The organism is Kribbella sp. NPDC031520, assembly GCF_055580825.1.
The window spans coordinates 136153-161426 of sequence record NZ_JBVIKS010000002.1 but is presented as its reverse complement, the minus strand read 5'-3'; the positions used below and the strand labels follow the sequence as shown (position 1 = coordinate 161426).

Below are 25274 nucleotides of genomic sequence, written 5' to 3'. Positions count from 1 at the left end.
CGGATCATCCTCTGAATCGTTTCATCCCGTCTTGATGAATCTCATCGGTTGGAGTCACATGTCGCAGCCCGCCGCACCAACCTCTCTCCGCTTCGAGCACCGCCCGGCCCCGGTGACCGGGATCGGTACCGCGAGCCCGCGGATCTCCTGGCAGGTCCCGGCCGCGGACGACGGCTACGCGCAGACGGCGTACGAGCTCGAGATCGCCCGCGACACCACGCAGGTCTTCACCGTCCAGTCCCCCGACCAGATCCTGGTGCCCTGGCCGGTGGACGCGCTCACCTCGCGGGAATCGGCGCAGGTCCGGGTTCGCGTCCGCGGGAACGACGACTGGAGCGACTGGAGCGAGCCCGCGTACGTCGAGGCCGGGCTGCTCTCGCACGACGACTGGTCCGCGCGGTTCGTCAGCCCGCGCGACAACCCGCACGGCTCCCCCGCGCCGCTGGTCGCCGGTACGGCGGACCTCCCGGACGGCATCGTCAAGGCCCGCCTGTACGCGACGTCGTACGGCATCTACCTGCCCGAGCTCAACGGACAGCGCGTCGGCACCGAGGAGCTCGCGCCCGGCTGGACCTCGTACCAGTACCGCTTGCGCTACCAGACGTACGACGTGACCGAGCTTGTTCGACCTGGTGAGAACACGCTCGAGTTCCTCCTCGGCAACGCCTGGTACCGCGGCCGGATCGGATTCAAGGACCAGTCGCAGCTGTACGGCGAACGCCTCGCCGTCCTCGCCCAGCTCGAGGTGACCACCGAGGACGGCCGGCTCCGCACGTACGGCAGCGACGGCACCTGGACGTCCCGGGAGAGCAACGTCCTCGCCGACGACCTGTACGACGGCCAGACCACGGACCTGCGCAAGCAGCCCGGAGCACCCGCATCCGTCGACGTACTCGACGCCGACCTCACCCTGCTGGTCGCGCCGGACGGCCCGCCGGTCCGGATCACCGACGTGCTGCCCGCGGTCGAGATCACCACCTCGCCGTCCGGCAAGACGCTCGTCGACTTCGGGCAGAACCTGGTCGGCCGGGTCCGGTTGAAGGTCCGCGGCGGATCGGCCGGCGACGAGATCGTCGTACGGCACGCCGAGGTGCTCGAACACGGCGAGCTCGGCGTCCGCCCGCTCCGGACCGCGAAGGCCACCGACACGTACATCCTGGCCGGGCCGGACGAGGTCACGCTCGACTCGCCACTCACCTTCCACGGCTTCCGGTACGCCGAGGTCGAGGGCGTCGGCGATCTCCGCAAGGAGGACTTCGAAGGGATCGTGATCGGCAGCGACCTGCGCCGCACCGGTTGGTTCGAGTCGTCGAACGAGCTGCTGAACAAGTTCCACCAGAACGTGGTGTGGGGGATGCGCGGCAACTTCGTCGACGTACCCACCGACTGCCCGCAGCGGGACGAGCGGCTGGGCTGGACCGGTGACATCCAGGTCTTCTCCCCCAGCGCCAGCTTCCTGTTCGACACCGGCGGCTTCCTCACCAACTGGCTCGCGGACCTCGCGGCCGAGCAGCAGAAGGACGGCTCCGTACCGTTCGTCGTTCCCGATGTCCTCCGGAACGAGGCGCCGGCCACCGCCGCATGGGGTGACGCGGCAACGATCGTGCCGTGGGTGCTGTACGAACGGACAGGCGACGCCGGGCTGCTCGCCCGGCAGTTGCCGAGCATGCGCGCCTGGGTGGACAAGATGGCCGACCTGGCCGGCGGCGACCTGTTGTGGTCCGGCGGCTTCCAGTTCGGCGACTGGCTCGACCCGACCGCGCCGCCGGAGAACCCGTTCCGGGCGAAGGCCGACCCGGATGTTCTCGCCACCGCGCATCTCGCCCGCTCGGCCGAGGTGGTCGCCAAGGCCGCGGAGGTGGTCGGGCAGACCGATCTCGCCCGTGAGTACGCCGACCTTGCGGCGCGGGTCCGGCAGGCGTTCGCGGCCGAGTACACCACCCAGGGCGGCCGGGTATTGAGCGACTCGGCAACGAACTACGCACTCGCCCTGCAGTGGGCACTGCTGCCGGCCGAGCACCAACGGCAGCGCGCCGGCGAACGTCTCGCCGACTTGGTGCGTGCCTCCGGCTTCCGGATCAGTACCGGTTTCGTCGGAACCCCGTTGATCGCGGACGCGCTGGCCGATTCCGGTCATCCTGAGCTGGCGTACCGGCTCCTGCTACAGACAAGCTGCCCCTCCTGGCTGTACGCAGTGACGATGGGCGCGACGACGGTCTGGGAACGCTGGGACAGCATGCTGCCCGACGGCAGCATCAACCCCGGCCAGATGACCTCGTTCAACCACTACGCGCTCGGCGCCGTCGCCGACTGGATGCACCGGCGGGTCGCGGGTCTCGCGGCGGCGGAGCCGGGCTACCGGACGATCGCCGTACGGCCGCTGTTCACCGGCCAGCTCACGAACGCGTCCGCCAAGCACCTCACGCCGTACGGCGAGGCATCGGCCGGCTGGACCCGCGCGGACGGCCGCGTCACGCTGACCGTCACGATCCCGGTCGGCTCCCGCGCCAAGGTCGAGGTACCTGGTCGGGAAGCCGTCGAGGTCGGACACGGCACGCACGAGTGGACCGTCGACGACCCGTACACCGAGACGCCCGCACTGCCCGCCGACGCGACCATTCGTCAGATCGTCGACAATCTGCCGATCTGGAACGCGCTCGCGGCCGCCGCCGTCGAGAGCGGGTTCGTCGGCGACGACGCCGAGCTCGCTGCCCGGCTCGAACGCTTCCTCGACCGACCGGCCGGCGCGCTCGCCGAGGCCACCGGCGCCGAGGCCGTGAGGACCGCGCTCGGCGCACTCCTCAACCACTGATTGATTGTCCCGACCGCCCCGCCGTACATCCCATGGAGGTCACGATGAGGTTCCGCCCAGGAGCCAGCGGTCTCGCACTGCTGGCTGTCTGTTCACTCGCCCTCGCCGGCTGCAGCGCGGGCAGTCTCGGCTCCAGCGACAGCTCCGGAGGCAGCGGCTCGGTCGAGATCACGTACCTGACCACGAACCAGGATCAGGACGTGAAGGAGGCCCAGCAGCTCGCGAACGACTTCCACGGGAAGTTCCCGAACATCACCGTGAAGGTGGACACCCGCCCGGGCGGCACCGAAGGCGACAACATCATCAAGACCCGGTTGTCGACCGGCGACATGCCCGAGGTGTTCAACTACAACACGGGGTCGCTGTTCCAGGCGATCGCGCCGCAGAAGAATCTGGTCCCGATCAGCGATCAGCCCTACATCAAGGACCTGGACGACAACTTCAAGAAGACCGTCACGGCCGATGGCCAGGTCTACGGAGCGCCGGTCGGCGGCTTCATGGGCGGCGCGGTGCTCTACAGCATCCCGGTGTACCAGAAGCTGGGTCTCAAGGTCCCGACGACCTGGGCCGAGTTCATGGCCAACAACGCCAAGATCAAGGCCGGCGACCCTGGTGTCGCGCCGGTGATCCAGACCTACGGCGAGACCTGGACGTCGCAGCTGTTCGTCCTCGGCGACTTCCACAACGTCTCCGCCACGGAGCCGGACTTCGCCGACAAGTACACCAAGAACGAGGCGAAGTACGCGACGTCGCCGGCCGCGCTCAAGGGTTTCGAACACACCGAGGCGGTGCACGACGCCGGGTACGAGAACAAGGACTTCGCCTCGGCGAAGCTTCCCGACGGCCTGAAGATGCTTGCCACCGGCAAGGGTGCGCACTACCCGATCCTGTCCGGCGTGGTCGCGAACATGGTCGCCACCTACCCGGACGCCGCCAAGACCGTCGGCCTGTTCGCCTTGCCTGGTGACGACGCGAGCACCAACGGCCTGACGCTGTGGACGCCCGGCGGTCTGTACATCCCGAAGACGACCAGCGGCGACAAGCTCGACGCGGCGAAGAAGTTCCTCGCGTTCGTCGCCAGCCCGGACGGCTGCGCCTCACAGAACAAGGCCGGCGCGCCGACCGGTCCGTACGCGGTGAAGGGCTGCACGCTCGGCGCCGACGTACCGCAGGCGATCAAGGACATGCAGCCGTACCTCGACAAGCCCGGTGCGTCGAGCCTCGCGCTGGAGTTCCTGTCGCCGGTCAAGGGCCCGTCGCTGGAGCAGATCACGGTCGAGGTCGGATCCGGCATCCGGAAGGCCAAGGACGGCGCCGCCCGGTACGACGAGGACGTCAAGAAGCAGGCCCAACAGCTCGGACTGGCAGGCTGGTGAGGTCGGTGGCAGTGATCGCAGAAGAACGGAGCAAGGCCGCCGTCACCGCCAAGAAGACCGGTAGCAAGGTCTACCGTCCGTACTCGAACTGGTTCTACCTACCCACCGCGATCATCTACGGCGTGCTGTTCCTGGTCCCGACGTTCGCCTCGTTGTACTTCAGCCTGACCCGGTGGAGCCTGTTCGAGTCGAAGTTCATCGGGCTGGACAACTTCAAGCTGTTCTTCCAGGATCCGCAGCTGCTCAAGGGCTTCACCAACACGCTGATCTACGCGGTCGTCACCTCCGGGTCGAAGGTGGTGCTCGGGCTGCTGCTGGCGGTCCTGCTGACCTCGCAGATCGTTGCCCGCGGCTACCTCCGGTCGGTGGTGTTCTTCCCGGTGCTGGTCTCCACGATCGGCGTCGGCCTGACCTTCACCGTACTGATGAACCCCGACCAGGGCCTGATCAACAAGTCGCTCGCGGCGATCGGGATCCAGGGTCCGGGCTGGCTGACCGACCCGAAGTGGGCGCTGCTGTCGGTGGCCGCGGTCGACGTCTGGAAGGGCGTCGGCCTGGCCACCCTGATCTACATCGCGGGCATCGTCTCGATCCCGCGCGAGTACATCGAGGCGGCCAGGGTGGACGGGGCCGGGTCGTGGCAGCAGTTCCGGCGGATCGTACTGCCGCTGTCCCGGCCCGCCACCGTGACCGTCATCATCCTGTCGCTGATCGGCGGACTCCGGTCCTTCGACCTGATCTGGGCGATGACCCGCGGCGGCCCCGGCTTCACCTCGGACGTGATCGCCTCGGTGATCTACAAGCAGTACCAGGCCGGCTTCTACGGCCTGTCGACCGCGGGCAACGTCGTCCTGTTCGTCGTCGTCACCGCGATCATCCTGCCGCTGTCCTGGGCCCTGAACCGGAAGGAGGTCGACCTGTGAGTACGGCCGAGCTCGTCAACCACCGGCCGGCGCGGAAGTGGGCGCTGAGCGCGGTCGCGATCGTCGTGTCGATCGTGGTGTTCATCATCCCGTTCGCGTTCATCGTGCTGACCGCGGTGAAGGACCGGACCCAGTCCGCGGACCTGGCCTTCTCCTGGCCGCACCAGTTCCGGTTCGTGCAGAACTTCGTCGAGGTCGTGAAGGCCCGCGACTTCATGCTGGTGATCGCCTTCATCAACAGCACGATCCTGACCGTCGCCAGCGTCACCGGGATGGTGGTGCTCGCGGCGATGGCCGGGTTCGTACTGCAGCGCCGGAAGAGCCGGTGGAACGGGTTCATCAACTTCCTCGTGCTGGCCGGGCTGATCATCCCGCCGGCCGTCGTACCGACGATCTGGGTGCTGCAGAAGTTCGGGCTGTTCAAGACGATGCCGGGGCTGATCCTGATCGAGATCGCCTACGGGTTGTCGTTCTGCATCCTGCTGTTCCGGGCCTTCGTGGCGACGATCCCGCGGGAGCTGGACGAGGCCGCGATCATCGACGGCGCCGGGCCGTTGAAGCTGTTCTTCCGGGTCGTCTTCCCGCTGCTCAGATCCGTCATCGTGACCGTCGTGGTGGTGCAGTCGGTCAACGTGTTCAACGACTTCGTGAACCCGCTGTACTTCCTGCCCGGCGACCAGAACGCGACCGTCCAGCTGACGCTGTTCAACTTCTCCAGTCAGTACACGACGCAGTACAACCTGCTCTTCATGGACATCCTGCTGATCACGATCCCGCCGCTGATCATGTTCCTGTTCTTCAACCGCCAGATCGTCGCCGGTATGACCTCCGGAGCGATCAAGGGGTAGCAGGCTTACGGACGATGTGTGCGGCCTGTCCGGCATCCTTCTCGGCGGGCAGTGCCGCCCGCGTCACCGTCGCCACGTGTTCGAACCCGGCGTCGGCGAGCAGACCCGCGACGTCGTCAGCGGCGTACATGTAGACCTGCAGGTCGATGTCGTGACCGTACGCGTGCTTCAGCGACCGGTTGCCGTCGCCGACCTTGAACCCGTGCACCAGCACACCGCCCGGCCGGAGCACCCGGAACAGTTCGGCGAACGCCGTCGGAAGCTGCTCGCGCGGCGTGTGGACGAGCGAGTACCACGCGAGCGCCCCGGCCAGCTCGCCGTCCTTCAGGTCCAGGTCGAACAACGACCCGACCTCGAACCGCAGCTGCGGGTACTCCCGGCGGGCGACCTCGATCATCCCCGGCGTGAGGTCGATCCCGAACACGTCGAGCCCGCGACCGGCCAGGTACGACGTGATCCGCCCGGTGCCGCACCCGAGGTCGCCGACCGGCCCGTCCTCGACGAGCGCACCGAAGTAGTCGAGCGCGCCGGTCTCGAACGGATCCGCGCGGTGATAGTCCTTCAGAACAGCGTGGTAGTCAGCGGCGGCAGTGTTGTAAGACCCCTGGATATCGTTCACGCGAGGAGCTTAGGGAGGCCCTCCGACAGTTTCTCGTAGTCCGCGAGCGAGTTGTACGCGTGTGCCGACAGCCGGACGAACTGCCGGTCCTCGAACCCGGTGAACGTGATCTCCGCCTTCAGTTCGCGGGAGATGCGTACCTTCAGCGCGTCGCCGCCGGACAGGTCGACCCCGGACGGCAGCTCGACCAGCCGCATCGTCGCCGGGGCGTGCCCGACCTCGGCGACGCCGGTGCCGAGCGCCTTCGCGAGGATCCTCGCGCCCTCCTCGACCAGCGCGGTCAGCTGCGGCCGGCGGGTCGGCCAGTCGAGGTCGGCGAGCACCGCGAGCGATTCCGGCGCGGCGATCCACGGCACGTAGTCGTACGTCCCCTGCATGTCGAACCGTTCCGGCATCCGCTCGTCGTACTCCGACCAGGACACGATCAGCGGCATCGTCGCCGACCGCCACCGCTCCGCGACGACCAGCCCGGCGGTCGCCCGCGGGGCGGCCGGCCACTTGTGGAAGTTCCCGGTCCAGAAGTCCGCGCCTGCCGCGGCCGGGGCGTCGATCAGCGCCGGGGCGTGCGCGCCGTCGACCACGATCGGTACGCCGTGCGCGTGCGCGGCGGCGACCAGCCCGTCGATCGGGAACACCTTCGCCGTACCCGACGTGATCTGGTCGACGATCAGTACGGACGCGTTGTCCAGGTGTTCCGCGATCAGCGCGACCACCGTGTCGTCGTCGGCCTCGAGCGGAATCGCGACGTTCACCACCTCGGCACCGCGGTCCTTCGCGAACCGCTCGGCGGCGTACCGGACCGCGCCGTACGCGTGGTCGGTCAGCACAATCCGGTCGCCCGGGCGGATCGGCAGCGTGTGCAGCGCGACGGTGACGCCGGCGCTCGCGTTCGGCACCAGGGCGAAGCCGGCCGGGTCGGTCCGCAGGAACGACGCGAGCGCCAGGCGACTCGTGGTCAGCCGGTCGGCGACGGTCCGGAACCAGACCATCGGGTTGGCGTCCATCTCGGTCCGCAGCCTCGCCATCAGCTCCTGCGTACGCCGCGGCACCGCGCCGTACGAACCGTGGTTGAGGTGCAGGACATCCGGATCGAGGGTCCACAGGTCGGGGCGGGAACTCAAGGTCACCGCCACAACGGTACATACTGCAGGCGTGTACCCGTACCTCGACCACAACCGTCCGATCGCGATGGCCCATCGCGGCGGCGCGAAGCACCCGGACAACCTCGGGTACGAGAACTCGCTGCGCGCCTTCCAGAACGCCGTCGACCTCGGGTACCGGTACCTGGAGACCGACCTGCACGCCACCAGCGACGGCGTCGTGGTGGCGTTCCACGACGACAGGCTCGACCGGGTCACCGACCGGACCGGCGCGATCGCGGAGCTGCCCTGGTCTGAGGTACAGAAGGCCCGGATCAACGGCCACGAACCGATCCCCCGCCTGGACGAGCTGCTCGAACACTTCCCGGACGTCCGGTTCAACCTCGACGTCAAGGCCGATGGCGGACTCGAACCGGCCGCTCGGGTCCTGCGGGCGGCCGACGCGATCGACCGGATCTGTGTCTCGTCCTTCGCCCAGTCGCGGGTCCACCGGATGCGCAAGCTGCTCGGTCAGCGGCTGTGCACCGGGTACGGCGAACGGGAGACCGCGCTCATCCGTTTCCTGCCGTTCGCGCTTCCGTCGAAGGGCGCCTGCCTGCAGATCCCCGAGCAGTACGGCCCGCTGCACCTGCTCACGCCCGGGCTGATCCGGCGGGCGCACTCGCGCGGCAAGCAGGTCCACGTCTGGACCGTCGACGACCCCGACGCGATGCGCCGGCTCCTGGACGCCGGGGTGGACGGGATCATCACCGACCGAACGGATCTGTTGAAGGACGTCCTGATCCAAAGGGGCCAGTGGCACTGAAGTGTTATCCGCCGGTACGCCGCTACGTACCCCGGGAATGACACACTTCCGCGCATGGGATTCCTCTCGCCCCCGGCGACGGTCGACAATCGTGAGTACTGGGGGTTCAGCTTCTACGACTGGGCGAACTCCGGGTACGTCACCACCACGGGCACCGTCCTGTTCGCGCCGTACCTGACCTCGGTCGCGGAGCGGGCCGCCTGCGGGTACGTCGGGACCACCGACCACCCGTGCCACACCAACCTGAGCGTCCTCGGGCTCGGCATCTCCCCCGGCTCGCTGGCGTTCTACGTGGTGACGGTCGCGACCCTGGTCTCGGCGCTGTTCCTGCCGGTGGTCGGCGCGATCGCGGACCGGATGGCGAACAAGAAGCTGCTGATGTGCGGTTTCGCCTGGGCGGGGGCCGTCGCGGCGAGCTGCATGGTGTTCGTCGGCGGCGGGCGGTGGGTGCTCGGCGCGCTGCTGCTGTACGTCGGGAACCTCTGTCTCGGGTCTTCACTGGTCGTGTACGACTCGATCCTGATCGACATTGCCCCGCCCGACGACCGCGACACCGTGTCGTCCCGCGCCTGGGCGCTCGGCTACGCCGGCGGCTTCTTGCTGCTCCTGGTCAACCTGGCCGTGGTCACCGCCCACAACGCGCTCGGCCTGAGCCAGGGCACCGCCGTACGGCTCAGTCTGCTCAGCGCGGGTGTGTGGTGGGGACTGTTCACGTTCGTCCCGTACCTTCGGCTGCGGAACCGGCCGCCGCGGAACGTCGAGCTGGTTCGGAGCAGCGGCCTGATCCGCCAGAGCTTCGGGCAGCTCGCAGGGACGCTCAAGCACCTGCGCGCGTACCGGATGACGATGCTGTTCCTGATCGCGTACCTGTTCTTCAACGACGGTATCCAGACCGTGGTCTCGGTGTCGTCGACGTACGGCGAGAAGCAGCTCGGCTTCGAGACCCAGGTGCTGATCGCAACGATCCTGCTCGTGCAGCTGATCGCGTTCTTCGGGGCGCTGGTCTTCGGGCGGGTCGCCGCGCGGTACGGCGCCCATCGGACGATCGCGGGTGGTCTGGTGGTGTGGGTGCTGATCGTCGTGACCGGTCTGCTGCTGCCGGCGCACCAGATCGTGCCCTTCCTGACCATGGGGGTCGCGATCGGCATCGTGCTCGGCGGGACCCAGGCGCTGTCCCGGTCGGCGTTCAGCCAGCTGATCCCGAAGGGCCGCGAGGCGGAGTACTTCTCGCTCTACCAGGCCGGCGAACGCGGTACGTCGTGGCTCGGCACGCTGCTGTTCGGCCTGGTACACCAGCTCACCGGTTCGTACCGTCCCGCGATCGTAGCCCTGGGCATCTTCTTCGTCATCGGCCTCGCCCTGCTGATGCGCGTCGACATGCGCCGCGGCATCCGCGAGGCCGGCAACGCCCAGCCGACCGTCGTCTAGGACACGACGGAGGAGACGAAGGCACGTACTTCGTCCGTCGTCGGAAGGGTGCCGGTGCGGTCGGCGAACATCATGTGCGTGGTGCCGATCAGGGTCAGCCCGAGTACGTCGGTGTCGGCGCCGGCCGGGATCCGCCCGCCGGCCTGCTCCGCCGCCAGGTAGTCCCGAATCACCTGCCCGGCCTCGCTCAGGATCGGCACGCCCGTCGGGACGGCCGCGCGCAGGCGGGCCCGCAGACCGTCGCGCGAGATCGTCAGACTCACGATCGCCACCGCCACCGACCCGAACAGTTCGGCCAGCATCCCGGTCAGGTTCTCGACCACGCTCCCCTGGCCGACGGCGCTCATCAGCACCTCGCCCCGCTGATGGATCCGCCCGATCCGATCCAGCACCAGCTCGGCCAGGAACCCGTCGAAGTCCGTGAAGTGCTTGTGCAACAGCCCTTTCGCACAGCCTGCCTCGGTGGTCACCGCACGACTGGTCAACGCCTCGGGCCCGTCCCGCAGCAGGACCCGCTCAGCCGCATCGAACAACTGCTGCCGAGCATCCCGCATCGCCACGCCGGTAGGCATCCACACCGTCCCTTGACACAAGTGGGCAAGCGCCCACTATCGTGGGCACATGCCCACTGTACCGCCGCAACCGTCCGCCCAACCGCATCAGCGCCGCGACATGGCCGAGTCGTTCGGCACGGACGCCGCCCGTTACGACCGGGCCCGGCCGCGATATCCGGACGCGCTGATCCAGACCATCGCTGGCGTGGCGCCCTGGCCGGACGTGGTCGACGTCGGCTGCGGTACCGGAATCGTCGCGCGGCAACTGCAGGCGGCCGAGTGCAACGTACTCGGCGTCGAGGTCGACGAACGGATGGCGGCGTACGCACGCGGCACCGGGGTCAAGGTCGAGGTCTCGCCGTTCGAGTCCTGGGACCCCGCGGGCCGTACGTACGACGCACTCGTCGCGGGGATGACCTGGCACTGGGTCGATCCGGTCGCCGGTGCCGCGAAGGCGGCAGACGTACTGCGGCCCGGCGGAACGTTCGCGGTGTTCTGGTACGTCCTGCAACCGCCGCCAGGCCTCGGCGCCGCTTTCGCGGAAGTGCTCCGCGACGTACTGCCCGAGAACCCGGCCGCGGGACGAGCCGCCGCCGGGCCGATCGGCGCGTACGACCACTTCCTCGACCGCACCGCCGACAACCTGGGTCCGGCCTTCACCGACGTCCGGCGGCCGACGTTCCCGTGGTCCCGCACGTACACCCGCGACGAGTGGCTCGACCAGATGCGTACGAGCGGTCTCGCGAAACCCCTCGCCGACGCCGGCAAACTCGAGGCCGTCCTGGACGGCACCGGCGCCGCCATCGACGCCGTCGGCGGCACCTTCACCCTCGACTCCACCGCGGTATCCCTGTTCGCCACCCGGACATGAACGTACGCGCGACTCAGCGAGACGACGGGGTCGCGCTCGGGTTGCCGCGGAAGCCGCCGAGGGAGCCTTGACGGACGGTGTTCGCGGTGATGGTGCCGTTGGAGTTCTGGCCGGTGACGACGACCTGCTCGCCGGCCTTCAGGTCGGCGGCGGTGCCCTTGGACGCGATCTCGTACGTTGTCGTACCGGTCAGCTTGACCGTGACGTTGCCGGACTGGGTCTTCACGACCAGCTCGGAACCGTTCGCGGAGACGACCGTACCGACGGTCCCGCCGCCTTGACCACCGGGGTTGTTGCCGTTCAGCCCGCGGAACCCGCCGTATCCAGCGAGGCCGCGACCGGCCCGCGCCTGGTTCGACGACGAGTTGCTCGACGCGAACGCAGCATGCAGCCCGGCCCCACCCGCCAGCCCGATCGCGAGGACGACGATGCCGGCCAGGATCGCCGTCGCCAGCGGCAGGTTCAGCGTCTTCTTCGGCTCCAGCGCCGCGTCGACCTCCTCGTCGGACCCGATCTGGGCGAACTCGTCCGGCGTTTCGTTGCTGCTCATCTGTATTCCACTCTCACTCGTGACGTAGTGCATCGATGGGACGGAGACCGGCGGCTCGGTGCGCCGGCATGCTGCCGAAGAACAGGCCGACCGCCGCGGACACGCCGAGCGCGAGTCCTATCGACGACGGCACCAGCGCCGGCCGTACACCGGCGAGCTGGAAGCGGGTGATGACCAGCGCGGTCCCGACCCCGACCGCGCCACCGATCAGGCTGAGCAGCGTCGCCTCGATCAGGAACTGACCGAGGATGGTCCGGCGCCGCGCACCGAGAGCCTTGCGGATACCGATCTCCCGGGTCCGCTCGGTGACGGTGACCAGCATGATGTTGGTGACGCCAATGCCACCGACGACCAGGCTGATCGCGGCCACGGCCGCGAGCAGCGCGGTGAACGTCGCCGCGGTGTCCTGGGTCGTCTGCAGGATCTGCGCCGAGTTCGTGATCCGGAACGGCGACGTCGTCTCGGTCGCCGGTACCTGGTGCCGCGCCGTCAGCAGCTCCGTGACCTCGGCCTGGGCCATGTCGACGCGATCCTTGTCGGACGCCTGGACGACGATCTGGTTCAGGGCGCCGTACCCGGCCTGTGTCGCGCGGAGCGTGTTGATCGGGACGATCGCGGCCGCGTTCGGGTCGTTGAACCCGGTGCTGTCCTTGCTCGCCAGTACGCCGAGAACGGTGAAGTCGACGCCGCCGAGTTTGATCGTCTGCCCGACCGCGCTCGCCGGCCGCGTGAACAGCTCGGTCGCGGCGGTCTGCCCGAGCAGGATGACCCGCTGCGAGCTGTCCGCATCGGCCTGTGTGAACGACTGCCCGAGCTGGACCGGCGAGTTCGTCGCCGGCAGGTACTCCGGGGTCGTACCGATCACCTGGTTGATCGTGTAGCTGGTGTCGCCGTTGGTCGCCGTACCGGAACTGGCCATCACCGGCGCGACCGACGCCACGTCGGGCGCGAGCGTCTTGTCCGCGAGCGCCGCGGCGTCGTCGAGCGTGAGGGTGTACTGCTGGTTCGCCGGGCCGGCCTGGCCGCGGACGAACCCGCCACCGCCTCCGGTCGTGGACACGGTCAGCAGGTTGGTACCCATCGCCTCCAGCCGCTGCTGCACCGCCTTCGCGGAACCGTTGCCGACCGCAACCAGCACGATGACCGCGCCGACCCCGATCGACACCCCGAGGACGGTGAGCAGCGATCTGAGCTTGTTCGCGGTGAGGCCGCGGAGCGCGGCGCCCATCAGGTCGCGTGGTGACATCAGCGGGTCACCTCGTCGACGACGATCCGGCCGTCGGACACGTGCACCAGCCGGCGCGCTCGGGCCGCGACGTCGTGCTCGTGGGTGATCACGATGATCGTCCTCCCGTCGGCGTGCAGGTCGTCGAACATGCCCAGCACCTCCTCGGTCGAGTGCGCGTCCAGGTTGCCGGTCGGTTCGTCGGCGAGCAGGATCCGCGGCCCGGTGGCGAGCGCGCGGGCGATCGCGACCCGTTGCTGCTGACCGCCGGACAGCTGGTTCGGGCGGTGACCGGTCCGGTCCGCGAGACCAACCAGCTCGAGTGCGCGGTTGGCCCGCTTGCGGCGCTCGGCGCGGCGCAGGTGGGCGTACGTGAGCGGCAGCTCGACGTTCGCGAGTGCGGTGGTCCGCGGGATCAGGTTGAACGACTGGAAGACGAACCCGATCTTGCGGCCGCGGACCAGCGCCTGCTGGTCCTCGGTCAGCCGGGCCACGTTGCTGCCGTCCAGCCAGTACTCGCCGCGGGACGGTACGTCGAGGCAGCCGAGGATGTTCATCAACGTCGACTTGCCGGATCCGGACGAGCCCATCACCGCGACGTACTCCCCCGCCTCGACCCGCAGTGACACGCCCTGGAGCGCGTGCACCGCCGTCTCGCCGTGGCCGTACGTCTTGGTGACGTCCCGGAGCTCGATCAGGGACTCAGCGGCCACGGAGACCTCCTCCGCCGCCGAGACCGCCTCCGGTGCCGGCGCCCGGGAACTGCCCGCCACCGATCCCTTGGCGGTTCTGCCCGTTCTGCCCGGTCTGCGTTGTCCCGGTGCCGATCGTGCCCTGGAGCAGCTCGATCTGGTCGCCTTCGTTCAGGCCGGACGTGATCTGCGTGTAGCTGTCGCCACGTACGCCGACCTTGACCTCACGCGTCCCGCCGTCGGCCATGGTCACCGTGTACGTCGTACCGGCCGTCGCGATCGCCGTACTCGGGACGTACAGCGCGTTGGCGGCCTTCGCGGTCTGGACCGTGACGTTCGCGGTCTGGCCGATCCGGGCGTTCGCGGGGAGCTTCGCGAGGCTGAAGGTCGCCGAGTACGAGACGACGCCGTTCGTGGTGGTCGGGGTCGGCGAGACGGTCGCCAGCGAGGCGGTCAGCGTCGTACCGGGCTCGGCGTTCAGCGTGACGGTCGCGGACTGGCCGGCCTTGACCTTGACCGCGTCGGCCTCCGGGAAGGCAGCGACGACCTGGAGCGACTTGAGGTCGGCGATGTCGACGAAGCCCGTACCGGACGTACTCGACGTACTGGTCGACGTCGAGGATGAACCTTGACCTGAGGTTGAGCCCTGCCCCGCGCTGCCGCCCGATCCCGAACCTGAACTCGAGCCACCGGTCACCGAGCCCACCGCGCCGTTGATCGCGGTGATGGTGCCGGCGATCGGCGCCTTCAGGGTCGTCGCGTCGACCGCGGCCTGTGCGGCGTCGACGTTCTGGTCGGCCTGTTCCTTGTCGGCCTTCGCCTTCGCCAGGCTCGCCTCGGCGTTGCTCACGGCAACTTCCGGACTCTGACTCTGACCCTGACCTTGAGACTGGGTCTGCTGTTGCTGCTGCTGACCGTCGGTGGCGGTCGGCGTCGGCGACGGCGAGGCCGACGCCTCCTCGGCCGCCTCGAGGGCGTCCTGCGCGTCGCTGAGCGTCTGCTCCGCCGCGGTGACCGAGTTCGCCGAGGCGATCTGGTTCTGCTGGGCGATGACCAGCTGCCGGTCGGCCGACGAGGGGTCGACCTTGGCGATCGCCGCACCCTTCGCCACCACCTGGCCGACCTTCACCAGCACCTGCGTGACGGTGCCGGAGGTCTCGAACGCCGGCGACGCGGTCTGCGAGCTCTGCAGCGTGCCGCTCGAGCTCACGCTCGCGGTGACCTCACCACGTTGAACGGCGACCGTCGGGCGGGACGCGCCGGCGGCCGGCGGGTCCTTCTTGAAGAACAGGAAGTAGGCGGTCACGCCGATGACGAGCACGATGACCACCAGGGCCACGTTCACGAAACTGAGGCCACGGAGCTTGTGGCGGGGTAGCACCATGGACGCTGAGGCTATGGACGATTACTGAGGAGGAGATCCTCGCTTCCTGGCAACCGGCTGTGAACCGGATATCGATTTGGAACGTCGTACGTCGGTCGGCTCGCGACACACCGTGCTCTGTAAACAGTCGATGACGCCGGGTCACGACGGTGTTATCAAGGGCTGTCAGGTGCGTACATATGGCTCGGACATGCCAAAATGGGAATGATCCGGGCCGGCCGACCGTTGGCACGGATGACGATCTCGGAGGTTTGACATGTCTAATCGCGTACTGCGTGGTTCGGGGCTGGGTGGGGTCAGCTTCGAGGATGACCGTGGTGTCGAGTTCGCGCCGCGCCAGATGATCACGTACGACTGCCCCCGCGGCCACGTGGTCGAGGTGACGATGGCGCACGACGCCGAGGTGCCCGCGGTCTGGGAGTGCCCGCACTGCGGCAGCGAGGCCGCCCGCTCCACCGGCGAGAAGCCGGAGCCGAAGCAGGAGAAGCCGGCCCGTACGCACTGGGACATGCTGCGCGAGCGCCGGAGCATCTCCGAGCTGGAGGAGCTGCTGGCCGAGCGGGTCGAGCTGCTCCGGAAGGGCGAGATCGGCCCGGCGCACCTGCACCGGACCAAGCGCACCGCCTGACCCTGGGAGAAGCCCTCACCGCAACGGCGCGGTGAGGGCTTCTTCTTGCCCTGATTTGCCTAAAGGGTTTAGGTAATTCCATAATGAGTTATGGCTAGAGCAGGTCTGACGGCTGATCGCCTCGCGGTGGCGGGAGCGACCCTGGCCGACGAGCGCGGCTTCGACCAGGTCACCGTCTCGGCGGTTGCCCGGCTTTTCGACGTCCAGGTGGCCAGCCTGTACTCCCACGTTCGCAACTCCGACGACCTGAAGACGCGCATCGCGACACTCGCCCTGACCGAACTGGCCGACCACGCCGCCGAGGCCGTGGCAGGCCGCGCCGGCCTGGACGCGCTGTCCGCCCTGGCAGACGTCTACCGCACGTACGCCCAGCAACACCCCGGCCGCTATACGGCATCCCGTCACGTGACCAACTCGACTGAGTACGTGGCCGCCGGTCGTCGGCATTCGGAGCTGATGCGGGCCGTCCTGCGGGCCTACGACTTGGACGAGCCGGCCGAGACGGATGCCGTACGACTGCTCGGAAGCGTCATCCACGGCTACGTGACGCTGGAGCTCGCCGGCTCCTTCAGCTACAGCCAACCGGACAGCGCCGACAGCTGGCCAAGGATCCTTGCCGCACTCGACAACCTCCTCCGCACCTGGAGCTGACATTGATCACCGTCCCCATCACCCCTGAGCTCCTCCGGGGAGCCCTCGAGCTCGAGCGGACCGCACGCGGCGTCCTCCCGCACCGCCTCCCCGCCTGGGCGCGGGCGCAGTACGTCGATCCGCAGACCGACATGGTCGACTCCCAGCCGTCCGGCGTCCGCCTCGTCTTCCGCACGGCAGCGACCGTGATCGAGCTCGACACGCTCCCGACGAAGCGCGACTACATCGGCGCTCCCCCGCGCCCCGACGGCGTGTACGACGTACTCGTCGACGGCAAGCTGGTCACCCAGCTCAGCGCCGACGGCGGCAACGTCATCACGATCAACCTGACGACCGGCGCCACCGAGACCCGCGAAGGCGCGCCCCAGACCCTCCGCGTCGACGACCTCCCGGCCGTACCGAAGACCGTGGAGATCTGGCTCCCGCACGACGAGACCACCGAACTGGTTGCCCTCCGCACCGACTCCCCCGTCGAACCGGTCCCGTCCACCACCCGCCGCTGGGTGCACCACGGCAGCTCGATCAGCCACGGTTCGAACGCCACCCACCCGACCGGCACCTGGCCCGCCCTCGTCGCGGCCGCTGCCGGCGTCGACTTGCTCAACCTGGGGTTCGGCGGCAGCGCGTACCTGCAACCGTTCCACGCCCGGACCATCCGCGACACGCCCGCGGACCTGATCAGCCTGAAGCTCGGCATCAACATCGTGAACTCCGACAGTCTCCGCCTGCGGACCTTCACGCCCGGGGTGCACGGCTTCCTCGACACGATCCGCGACGGGCACCCGGACACACCGCTGCTGATCGTGTCCTCGATCCTCTGCCCGATCCACGAGGACACCCCGGGCCCGACCGGCTGGAACCTCGAGGCGCTCGCCGCCGGCAAGCTCGCCTTCACCGCCACCGGCGACCCCGACGAGGTCGCGGCCGGCAAGCTCACCCTCTCGGTGATCCGTGCCGAACTCGAACGCATCGTCGCCCAGCGCGCCCTCAGCGACCCGAACCTGCACTACCTCGACGGTCGCGCACTGTACGGCGAGGCCGACAACGCAGCGCACCCGCTGCTCGACGACCTGCACCCGGACGCCACGACCCACCAGGTGATGGCCGACCGCTTCGTCGAGCACGCGTTCAGCCCGAAGGGTCCGTTCGCGCCGAGCTAGCTGCCGCGGTGACGAGGCTCGGCTGCAGCCGGCGCACGACGTCCAGGTGATCGTGGGTCCACAGGATCCGGATCGCGGTCGGCGTCGCCTGGTCGTTGGCGTCGTACAGGTCGTGCCGTACGGCGTCCACGAGCCGCGCCTTCTCGAGGTGGTCGTGCGCCAGCGGCTCCGGTACCGGCGTACGGCCGTCGAGTGCGCCGGCGAGGCTCTCGTACCACTTGAACAGCCGATCCGCCGACACGAGCAGCGCCGCCTGTGCCGCGGCGCGATCGTCCGACGGCGGGCGCCCGTCGGCGTACCGCTCCCAGAGTTCGAGTACGGCGTCCGCCGCCAGCCGGATCCCGACCACACCGGTGACCAGCGCGGTCATCTCGCTCAGCGGGACGGTCTTCGCGCCGCGCTCCGCGAGGTACGTGCGGAACGTGTCGTCCAGTCTCCGCGCCGCGGCCGCCGCGCGACGGCCGTCCTGTGGCGCGGGCGGGCCCGGGGCACAGCAGGACACGGCGTACCCGACGACGCTCACGAGGTACTGCGCGCTGTCGGCGTACGCCTCGGCCAGCGCCTTGCCGACTGCCTTCGACGCGCCACGCGGCCAGAACAGCAGGCCGACCGCGATGCTGACCGCGCAGCCGAGCGCGATGTCGCCGATCCGGAACAGGATCAGCGACCAGCCTTCGGGTTGGGCGATGTTGAACAGGATCACCAGCGTCACCGTGAACGCGGCCTGCCCGGTCGCGAACGAGATCGCGGCGGGCACGATCCCGGCGACGAGGACCGCGATCGGCAGCAGGATCCACAACGCGGTCCGGTTGTCGCCGATCAGCTGCAGCAGGCCGGCGCCGATGATCGACCCGACGACCGTGCCGCCGATCGCGCGGAAGGCGTTCTGGCCGGTGCTGAGCGCGTTGGAGCGGAGGACCGACAAGGTCCCGAGGATCACCCAGAAGCCGTGCTCCACGCCGGTCACGTTCGCGAGCGCGACCGCTGCCGCGAGGCCGACCGCGCCGCGGATGCTGTTGTGCAGCCAGACCGAGTGCCGTTCGAGGTGTGCGGTGGCGCGTTCGGTGGCGCTGGTCAACGGGCCGGCAAGCGCACTCGGATCGCGACCGAGGAGGCGGTCGGTCCAGCTCCGTTGATCGGCCCGGCGCGCCGCCTCGACGTTCTGGGCGATCAGCAGGACGCCGAACGCGATCTCCTGCGCGCGGAAGGACACGTTCAGGCTGCCGATCAGGTCGGCCTCCGAACGGTACGTCGACGGCAACCGGTCGACCGCGCCGTCTTCGAGCTTCGTCAGCGCGTCCCGCAGTACCTGCATGGCGCTCGTAAGATTGGCGACAATCTGCGCAGGGTTCTCGAGCAGCTCGGCACTGCACTCGAGCACCTGCGCGGCCGCGAGGTGGATGGCGGCCGACTCCGCGTCGCAGGTCGTTGCCTGCGGCCCCTGGTCGTCCACGATCGTGCTCAGCCAGGTCAGCTCGTCGACGAGCCGCACGAGCGCGCGCGACCCGGTCGACAGTCCGGTCGGGCGGTACGGCGTCGCGGTGAACCTCCGGCGGAGTGCGTCGATCGCCGTCGCGGTCGCCCGGGTTTTCACTGCGCACACTTCCTCGGAGTCCATCGCCTCGGACCGCAACTGTGCCGCGGCGGCCCGGCACACCTGCGCGGCCGGCGCTCCGAGCGGATCGACAGACGCACGCGGCCAGAGGAACGAGACGGCAGCGACAGCCGCGACCGCAGCGATCGCGACTCCGGCGAGACGGTCAGGCAACGTCGACAGCGAGCCCGGTGTCGCGACGGAGAGGATGAAGGACAGCAGCAACGACGTACCAGCGCCGGCGAGCACGGAACTGACGACGCCCGAGAACAGTACGACGAACCCGACGACCGCTGTCGCCACGACCGCCGTCCACACCGAGTATCCGGCGAAGGTACCGATCGACACCAGTACGAGCCAGGCGATCGCAAGCTGCACCTGTGCCCTGATCCGCTGCAGGACGGACCCGGAGAAGTCGACCAGCAACAACATCGCGAACGCCCCGAACGCGGCGAACGTCGCGACAGTCGGCGCCTTCAGAACGCCCGCACAGAACGCGAACAACAACGGCATCACGACCGCGGTCCGCGCCGCCCGCCGGGTAGCCGCCAACCCAGGATCCCGCCGCCGCAACCACCCGACCAGCCGCCCAGCCGATCGGTCGGCGGACCGGTCCACTGATTGACCAACTGGTTGGCTAACTGATTGGCCGGCCGATCGGCCAACTGATCGCCCGCTGAGGCCCGTCACTGACCCATCACCCGCACCCCTCCGCACGCCGACTCCCGAACTCGAGGGTCAGTCTCCCTCCACCCGGTCCAGTCGCGCCACGCGGGGTTCAAGGACCGATTCAGGAACCTTCCATGGGACCAGTTGCCGGATGTTCGGAGCAGAGGCAGCCGACGCCGCGGTCGATCCATTCGGGCAGGCGCCAGTCGGGGTGGCGCTGGATCATCAGGGCGCGGACCTCGGCGGCGATCGCGTCCTCGAGTTCTCCGGAGTCTCGGCGATTCCACGTCTCGTCGCGCAGCTCGACCAGGTAGTCGCGGACCTGGGCGAGCAGCCGAGCGTCACCGATGTCGCCGTGGCCAGGGACGACGATCCGCGGACGCTCGGCGGCGAGGCGGTCGAGTACGTCGATCCAGCGCACGCCGGACACGTCGACGTCGTACGGCGGGAACCACGGAAAGATCGCGAACTGACCCGTCTCGACCAGATCGCCCGTCAGCAGCACACCGGCGTCGGGGACCGAGACGACCTGATCGCCCTTGCTGTGCGCGCGTCCGGTCGCGCGGAGCTCGACGACCCGGCCACCGAGGTCCAGCTCGTGCGTTTCGTAGTACGTCTGGTCCGGGGTCGGGATCGTCGCGTTGTCGAGTTCACGCGCGACCGGTTCGCCGAGCTCCCGGAACATTGCCAGGTACCCCTCGCCCTTGGTGGTCAGGTCGTCGGCCTGCTTTTGGTTGACGAGGTACGTCGCCTCGCCCGCGAACACGCTCGCTCCGAACGCGTGCTCGGGGTGGAAGTGCGTCGTCGTCAGGTAGAGGCGCCGGCCGGCCGCATACTCCGCCGCGAACTCCAGGACACGCCTCGCGTTCCGCGGGCCCAGGCCGGTGTCGACGACGAGTACCGCTTCGGTGCCGCCGATCAGCGCGATGTTAGGGACGAGGTCGACGTTCCGGTTCGGGATCACGACGAGGTCGCGGGCGAGCTCCTGGACGTCGGTGGTGTTGACGATCGGGTCTTCGAGCATGCGTCCAGCGGACCACCGCCGTACGTGCCCCGTCCAAGACTTCTCCGGCATCACCGATACCCGACGGGTATCGTCGCAGGTGATGGAACTACGCACCCTGCGGTACTTCGTCGCCGTCGCCGAGGAACTGCACTTCGGCCGCGCCGCGACACGTTTGTACATGAGCCAACCGCCACTCAGCCGCGCGATCCGTCAGCTCGAAGCCGACCTGGGTACGGCACTCTTCAGCCGCTCCTCGTCCGGCGTCACCCTCACACCCGCCGGAACCGCGCTCCTCGCGGATGCCCGCAAGCTACTCGCCCAAGCCGACCGGGTCCGCAGCCGGGTCGCCGCAGCTGCCGATGCCGCGTCCCTGACCGTCGGCATCCTCAGCGACAGCACCGACCCGGACATCTCCCGACTCGCCGCCGCGTACCGCGCCCGCCACCCGAACGTCGAGATCCACATCCGCGAAACCGACCTCGACGACCCCACCTGCGGCCTCCGCGCCGGCCGCGTCGACATCGCCCTCACCCGCGGCCCGTTCGACCGAACCGGCCTGCAGGTTCTCGAACTCCGCTCCGATCCGGTCGGCGTAGTACTCCGCTCCGACGACCCACTCGCGACCCGCGAATCCCTCACCCTCGCGGATCTCGCCGACCGCCGCTGGTTCCAGTTCCCACCCGGCACGGACCCGATCTGGCAGTCCTACTGGAACGGCGGCCACCCGCGCCAAGGCCCAGTGGTCCGAGCCGTCCAAGAATGCCTCCAGTCCGTCCGCTGGAACGGAACCATCGGCCTGACACCCCTCACCCACCACGACCCCGGCCCGGACCTGGTCACAGTCCCGCTGACCGACCTCCCACCCAGCCCAGCAGTAATCGCCTGGACCAACTCGACCCCCCAAACCCTCTCCTTCACCCAAACCGCGAAGACGATCTACCGGTAAACCGACAGCCGAGGTGGGGAGGATTCCATCCTGAATCGGGGAGAAAATCCTCCCCGAGACGCGCATAAACGCTGTGCGGAGGAGCCGCTTTTCCGCGCGGATGGTGAAAATGCCGGCACTGCGGACACGCGCAGGACGTCGCGGCACCCATACGCCAACTCCGCGGAGCTGTCGGCATTCGCGTACGCGTGTCTCCCCCGCGCACCGAACCCGCCCGGCCAGCGGACTCCGCGAGCGTCAGCCCGCCAGGGCCGGCGCCGGCGGACTCGGCGAGCGTCGGCCCGGGCCGGCGTAGCGGCCGAACCGGGGACAGCCGGGCATCCGGCCTACTTCTTGTCCGGGTCGATGACTTCGCCTTGGATGACGTCGCCGGCGGGTGGGCGGGGTTGTGTGGTGCCGGGGATGAAGGGGGTGAAGGCGGGTGGGGTGAGGGTGGTGGCTCGGCGGTTGATGAAGCGGGTTACCACGCGGCGGGCCAGGGGGCGGGTGAAGGGGAGGACGAAGAAGAAGCCGAAGATGTCGGTGACGAAGCCGGGCGTGAGCAGGAGGGTGCCGCCGATCAGGACCAGGCCTCCGTCGGTCAGTTCGCGCCCCGGGAGTTTGCCGGTTTGCAGCGCCGACTGGAGGGCCTTCCAGGCGCGGCGGCCTTCGCGCTTCACGAGCCAGGCGCCGAGGGCGCTCTCCAGGATCAGCAGGCCTACGGTCGGCCAGCCGCCGATGGCGTGGCCTACCTGGATGATCACGTAGATCTCCACGATCGGCACGATCAGCAGTGCCAGTCCGATCAACCACGCCATGTCAGGTTCCTTCCCGCAAGTTCACCCCAGTGTTACAGGTAGCACCAGTGCTTCCCACGGCCCGCGGCGGTCGTCCGGGGTTGTTCAGGGGATACCCCGACTGTCAGGCAGGCACCTTCTCGCGCTCGACAGCGGAACCGGACGCAGGCGGAGGCGGAGTCTTGTCACCACGCGTACGGCGACCCGCCATCGCGAGCACCAGGCCGAGCAGGCCGAGGGCGGTCAGGATCCACTGGGGCCAGCCGCCGAGAGCGGTGGCGAGGGTTTGGCCGTCCTGAAGCGGCACCTGGGTCACGTACACGTCGCGGGTGAACTGGGCCGACTTGTGCTCGACCGAGCCGTCCGGGCGGATCACGCCGGAGATGCCGCTCGTCGACGCGATCAGGACCGTACGGCCGGTCTCGATCGCGCGCATCCGGGTGATGGCGAACTGCTGCTCGGGCTGGCCGGTCCCGCCGTACGTCGCGTTGTTCGTCTGCACGATCAGCACCTGCGCGCCGCCCTTCACGACATCCTGGATCACGTTGTCGTACGCGAGCTCGAAGCAGATCACGTCGCCGTACGTCACCCCGCGGATCGGCATCACCCCAGGCCCGACGCCGGGTACGGTCTGCGCGCCGATCATCTCCAGCCGATGGATGTACGGCAGCAGCTGGTTGCGGAACGGGATGTACTCACCGAACGGCACCGGGTGCCGCTTCGCGTACCGCTGACCGGGCCCGGTCACCGGGTCCCAGACGATGCCCGTGGTCTGCCGCTCGTTCACCCCCGGCCCTTCGGTGACGGCGCCGACGAGGATCGGCACGTTGACCGCGTGTACGGCCTCCTCGATGTCGGCCGCAGTCTCGGAGTCCTTGTACGGGTCGATGTCGGTGGAGTTCTCCGGCCAGATGACCAGGTCGGGCTTCGGAACCTTCCCCGCCTCGACGTCCTTCTGCAGGTCGAGCGTCGCCTGCAGATGGTTGCGGGTCACGGTCCGCGCCCGGCCGAGGAACTCCAGGCCCTTGCCCGGTACGTTGCCCTGCACCATCGCGGTCGTCACGCTCTTCCCGTCGCCGGCGAGCGACAGGTGGATCAGGGCGCTTCCGAACACGATCGCCAGCCCCGCGACCAAGGCCACCGCGCGCATCCGCAGCGCCATCCCACGGCGCAGTACGGCGTACACGAGCACGCCGATGAACGCGACGACGAAGCTCAGCCCGGGAATCCCGACGTACGCTGCCAGCCGCCCGAGCGGAGCCTCCGAGAACGCCCACGCGAGCCGCCCCCACGGGAACCCGCCGAACGGCACCGAGGCGGTCGCGAACTCGGTTGCCACCCACAGACAAGGGATCCACAACGGCCACAACCGCAGCTTCAGCACCTGCGTCGCGAACAACCCGAAGACCGCGTAGAACAGCCCCTCGAGGACCGCGAGCGCGATCGCGGCGTCGCCGCCGATGATGCTCAGCCACGGAACCAGGACGGCGTAGTACGTGATCCCGAAGGCGGCGCCGACCAGGAAGCCGGCCTTCATCGAGATCCCGTGCAGCGCGGCCAGCAGGAGCGGTACGGCGACGATCGTCAGCCACGGCAGGTCGTGCGGCTCGAACGCAAGCCCGAGCAACGCCCCGGCACCCACGGCGACCACAATCCGCGGCAGGAGCCGCCCCAGCGCCTTCAACCGGTCCACGCGGTAACCCCTTGTCCTCACTCACCGGCAGACGCCGGTCGCACGACCGTACAACGTCCCGAACACGTAAATGTATCCGGTCAGTAGCCAATCGGCAGCGATCGCGGAAAGCGACGGGGTCGCTGCAGAACGCGAGGAAGTGAGAACACTTCAGAGAATCGGCCCCGGAGAAGAGGAAAGAGGCTCGGCGTGCCTTCGGACCAACCGGCGGTGCGCTGGCTGCGAACCGTCCGGCTGTTGTCTACTGGCCGCCGAGCCTCTTCCACCTCTGCCCCGCGGGGGGCTTACCACCGGCGATCTCAGCCCCCGTCGACTCAAGCCTGGCACTGGCCTGGTCAGCGTCGCGGGATCATCCGGTGGCCGAACTTCGTGTGACCGTTGAACAAACGGGATATTGACGACTCCCAAAACGATGCTCGCTGACGGCGACGGTGTCAACCTCTCCCCCGGCTCTTTGAGCCCGTTGTAACACTATCGCCTGTCCTGCAAGGGAAAACGAATTACCCTCATTTCGCGTCACGTTACAGAGCGATCTCGGCACTCCACGTGATCGTTACCCAGGGCAACCAAACGTCACCGAACCGGTACGACGACCGTTCCCTTGGCCCGGGTGATCTCCAGCGGTACGTCGAGCACCTCGGCGGCCGACCCGGAAAGGTCGGGGCGGCCGCGGCAGACGACGTACGCGCTGAAGTCGAGCTCCCGGCTGCGGTTGCCGACCCGGGAGATCGTTGCCTTCACCTCCACGACGTCTCCGGCCCGCAGCGGCTCCAGGAACTGGACGTCGGAGTACGACGCGAACAGCCCCTCGTCCCCGTCCGCCTGGATGCACACCTCGGTCGCGACGTCACCGAACAGGCCGAGCACGTACGCGCCGTCCACCAGGTTCCCCGCGTAGTGCGCGTGGCTGTACGGGACGTACCGGCGATGTGTGACGGTCAGACCAATAGTTGCCTTCGACACC

At 68.8% G+C, this 25274-nt stretch carries 23 protein-coding genes; 11 read left to right on the top strand and 12 right to left on the bottom strand.

Features of this window, described 5'->3' with window-relative positions; all coding sequences use genetic code 11:
- Positions 1-34 precede the first annotated feature (34 nt).
- The 4 genes from ACZ5BU_RS09290 to ACZ5BU_RS09275 are packed head-to-tail and all read left to right on the top strand — an operon-like array spanning position 35 to position 5959.
- A complete protein-coding gene (locus ACZ5BU_RS09290; protein WP_465697003.1) occupies positions 35-2812 on the top strand; it encodes a family 78 glycoside hydrolase catalytic domain in 2778 nt (925 codons plus the stop codon).
- A 44-nt stretch (positions 2813-2856) separates the two neighbouring features.
- Positions 2857-4188, top strand: a complete 1332-nt coding sequence (locus tag ACZ5BU_RS09285; protein WP_465697001.1) for an ABC transporter substrate-binding protein — start codon at positions 2857-2859, stop codon at positions 4186-4188.
- A gap of 5 nt (positions 4189-4193) precedes the next feature.
- Positions 4194-5111: a carbohydrate ABC transporter permease gene (locus ACZ5BU_RS09280; protein ID WP_465696999.1), complete on the top strand. Its 918-nt coding sequence runs from the start codon at positions 4194-4196 to the stop codon at positions 5109-5111.
- Complete coding sequence (locus ACZ5BU_RS09275) at positions 5108-5959, top strand: carbohydrate ABC transporter permease (RefSeq protein WP_465696997.1); 852 nt, start codon at positions 5108-5110, stop codon at positions 5957-5959. Before ACZ5BU_RS09280 ends, ACZ5BU_RS09275 begins: the two co-directional genes overlap by 4 nt.
- On the opposite strand, the gene ACZ5BU_RS09270 is transcribed toward ACZ5BU_RS09275, so the two are convergent.
- Together ACZ5BU_RS09270 and ACZ5BU_RS09265 are read right to left on the bottom strand one after the other, a co-directional pair.
- Positions 5949-6578, bottom strand: a complete 630-nt coding sequence (locus ACZ5BU_RS09270) for a class I SAM-dependent methyltransferase (RefSeq protein WP_465696995.1) — start codon at positions 6576-6578, stop codon at positions 5949-5951. The genes ACZ5BU_RS09275 and ACZ5BU_RS09270 overlap by 11 nt on opposite strands.
- The gene (locus ACZ5BU_RS09265; RefSeq protein ID WP_465696994.1) at positions 6575-7705 is read right to left on the bottom strand and encodes an aminotransferase class V-fold PLP-dependent enzyme; all 1131 of its coding nucleotides are present in this window, start codon (positions 7703-7705) and stop codon (positions 6575-6577) included. Before ACZ5BU_RS09265 ends, ACZ5BU_RS09270 begins: the two co-directional genes overlap by 4 nt.
- 25 nt (positions 7706-7730) lie before the next feature.
- Between ACZ5BU_RS09265 and ACZ5BU_RS09260 the strand changes: the two genes are divergently transcribed.
- Complete coding sequence (locus ACZ5BU_RS09260; RefSeq protein WP_465696992.1) at positions 7731-8483, top strand: glycerophosphodiester phosphodiesterase; 753 nt, start codon at positions 7731-7733, stop codon at positions 8481-8483.
- Between the two features lie 54 nt (positions 8484-8537).
- Complete coding sequence (locus tag ACZ5BU_RS09255) at positions 8538-9911, top strand: MFS transporter (RefSeq protein WP_465696990.1); 1374 nt, start codon at positions 8538-8540, stop codon at positions 9909-9911.
- Here ACZ5BU_RS09255 and ACZ5BU_RS09250 read toward each other — a convergent pair.
- Positions 9908-10483 carry a TetR/AcrR family transcriptional regulator gene (locus ACZ5BU_RS09250; RefSeq protein ID WP_465696988.1) on the bottom strand — a complete coding sequence of 192 codons (576 nt, stop codon included), beginning with the start codon at positions 10481-10483 and terminating at the stop codon, positions 9908-9910. The two genes, ACZ5BU_RS09255 and ACZ5BU_RS09250, sit on opposite strands and share 4 nt — an antisense overlap.
- A 49-nt stretch (positions 10484-10532) precedes the next feature.
- Between ACZ5BU_RS09250 and ACZ5BU_RS09245 the strand changes: the two genes are divergently transcribed.
- A complete protein-coding gene (locus ACZ5BU_RS09245; protein ID WP_465696986.1) occupies positions 10533-11336 on the top strand; it encodes a class I SAM-dependent methyltransferase in 804 nt (267 codons plus the stop codon).
- A 13-nt stretch (positions 11337-11349) separates the two neighbouring features.
- On the opposite strand, the gene ACZ5BU_RS09240 is transcribed toward ACZ5BU_RS09245, so the two are convergent.
- Genes ACZ5BU_RS09240 through ACZ5BU_RS09225 form a run of 4 tightly spaced genes read right to left on the bottom strand, consistent with a single transcriptional unit; the run spans position 11350 to position 15187 of the window.
- Positions 11350-11886: a hypothetical protein gene (locus ACZ5BU_RS09240; RefSeq protein ID WP_465696984.1), complete on the bottom strand. Its 537-nt coding sequence runs from the start codon at positions 11884-11886 to the stop codon at positions 11350-11352.
- Positions 11887-11899: 13 nt separating this feature from the next.
- Positions 11900-13132 carry an ABC transporter permease gene (locus tag ACZ5BU_RS09235; protein WP_465696982.1) on the bottom strand — a complete coding sequence of 411 codons (1233 nt, stop codon included), beginning with the start codon at positions 13130-13132 and terminating at the stop codon, positions 11900-11902.
- A complete protein-coding gene (locus tag ACZ5BU_RS09230) occupies positions 13132-13824 on the bottom strand; it encodes an ABC transporter ATP-binding protein (RefSeq protein ID WP_465696980.1) in 693 nt (230 codons plus the stop codon). Before ACZ5BU_RS09230 ends, ACZ5BU_RS09235 begins: the two co-directional genes overlap by 1 nt.
- Positions 13814-15187 carry an efflux RND transporter periplasmic adaptor subunit gene (locus tag ACZ5BU_RS09225; RefSeq protein WP_465696978.1) on the bottom strand — a complete coding sequence of 458 codons (1374 nt, stop codon included), beginning with the start codon at positions 15185-15187 and terminating at the stop codon, positions 13814-13816. Before ACZ5BU_RS09225 ends, ACZ5BU_RS09230 begins: the two co-directional genes overlap by 11 nt.
- 256 nt (positions 15188-15443) lie before the next feature.
- Here ACZ5BU_RS09225 and ACZ5BU_RS09220 point away from each other — a divergent pair, with 256 nt between their 5' ends.
- The 3 genes from ACZ5BU_RS09220 (at position 15444) to ACZ5BU_RS09210 (ending at position 17626) form a co-directional block, all read left to right on the top strand.
- The gene (locus ACZ5BU_RS09220; RefSeq protein ID WP_130448290.1) at positions 15444-15815 is read left to right on the top strand and encodes an RNA polymerase-binding protein RbpA; all 372 of its coding nucleotides are present in this window, start codon (positions 15444-15446) and stop codon (positions 15813-15815) included.
- 90 nt (positions 15816-15905) lie between these two features.
- Positions 15906-16466, top strand: a complete 561-nt coding sequence (locus ACZ5BU_RS09215; RefSeq protein ID WP_465696976.1) for a TetR/AcrR family transcriptional regulator — start codon at positions 15906-15908, stop codon at positions 16464-16466.
- 2 nt (positions 16467-16468) lie between these two features.
- Positions 16469-17626 carry a GDSL-type esterase/lipase family protein gene (locus tag ACZ5BU_RS09210; RefSeq protein ID WP_465696974.1) on the top strand — a complete coding sequence of 386 codons (1158 nt, stop codon included), beginning with the start codon at positions 16469-16471 and terminating at the stop codon, positions 17624-17626.
- Here ACZ5BU_RS09210 and ACZ5BU_RS09205 read toward each other — a convergent pair.
- A complete protein-coding gene (locus tag ACZ5BU_RS09205) occupies positions 17595-19772 on the bottom strand; it encodes an FUSC family protein (RefSeq protein ID WP_465696972.1) in 2178 nt (725 codons plus the stop codon). The two genes, ACZ5BU_RS09210 and ACZ5BU_RS09205, sit on opposite strands and share 32 nt — an antisense overlap.
- A 238-nt stretch (positions 19773-20010) precedes the next feature.
- The gene (locus ACZ5BU_RS09200) at positions 20011-20913 is read right to left on the bottom strand and encodes an MBL fold metallo-hydrolase (RefSeq protein WP_465696970.1); all 903 of its coding nucleotides are present in this window, start codon (positions 20911-20913) and stop codon (positions 20011-20013) included.
- Between the two features lie 82 nt (positions 20914-20995).
- On the opposite strand from ACZ5BU_RS09200, the gene ACZ5BU_RS09195 reads away from it, so the two are divergent.
- Positions 20996-21841, top strand: a complete 846-nt coding sequence (locus tag ACZ5BU_RS09195) for a LysR family transcriptional regulator (RefSeq protein ID WP_465696968.1) — start codon at positions 20996-20998, stop codon at positions 21839-21841.
- 326 nt (positions 21842-22167) lie between these two features.
- On the opposite strand, the gene ACZ5BU_RS09190 is transcribed toward ACZ5BU_RS09195, so the two are convergent.
- From ACZ5BU_RS09190 to kal, 3 genes are all read right to left on the bottom strand, one after another.
- Positions 22168-22638, bottom strand: a complete 471-nt coding sequence (locus ACZ5BU_RS09190; protein WP_465696966.1) for an FxsA family protein — start codon at positions 22636-22638, stop codon at positions 22168-22170.
- A gap of 103 nt (positions 22639-22741) precedes the next feature.
- Entirely contained in the window at positions 22742-24310 is a 1569-nt protein-coding gene (gene lnt / locus ACZ5BU_RS09185; RefSeq protein WP_465696964.1) for an apolipoprotein N-acyltransferase, read from the bottom strand.
- A 573-nt stretch (positions 24311-24883) separates the two neighbouring features.
- The gene (gene kal / locus ACZ5BU_RS09180) at positions 24884-25273 is read right to left on the bottom strand and encodes a 3-aminobutyryl-CoA ammonia lyase (RefSeq protein WP_465696962.1); all 390 of its coding nucleotides are present in this window, start codon (positions 25271-25273) and stop codon (positions 24884-24886) included.
- Position 25274 lies beyond the last annotated feature (1 nt).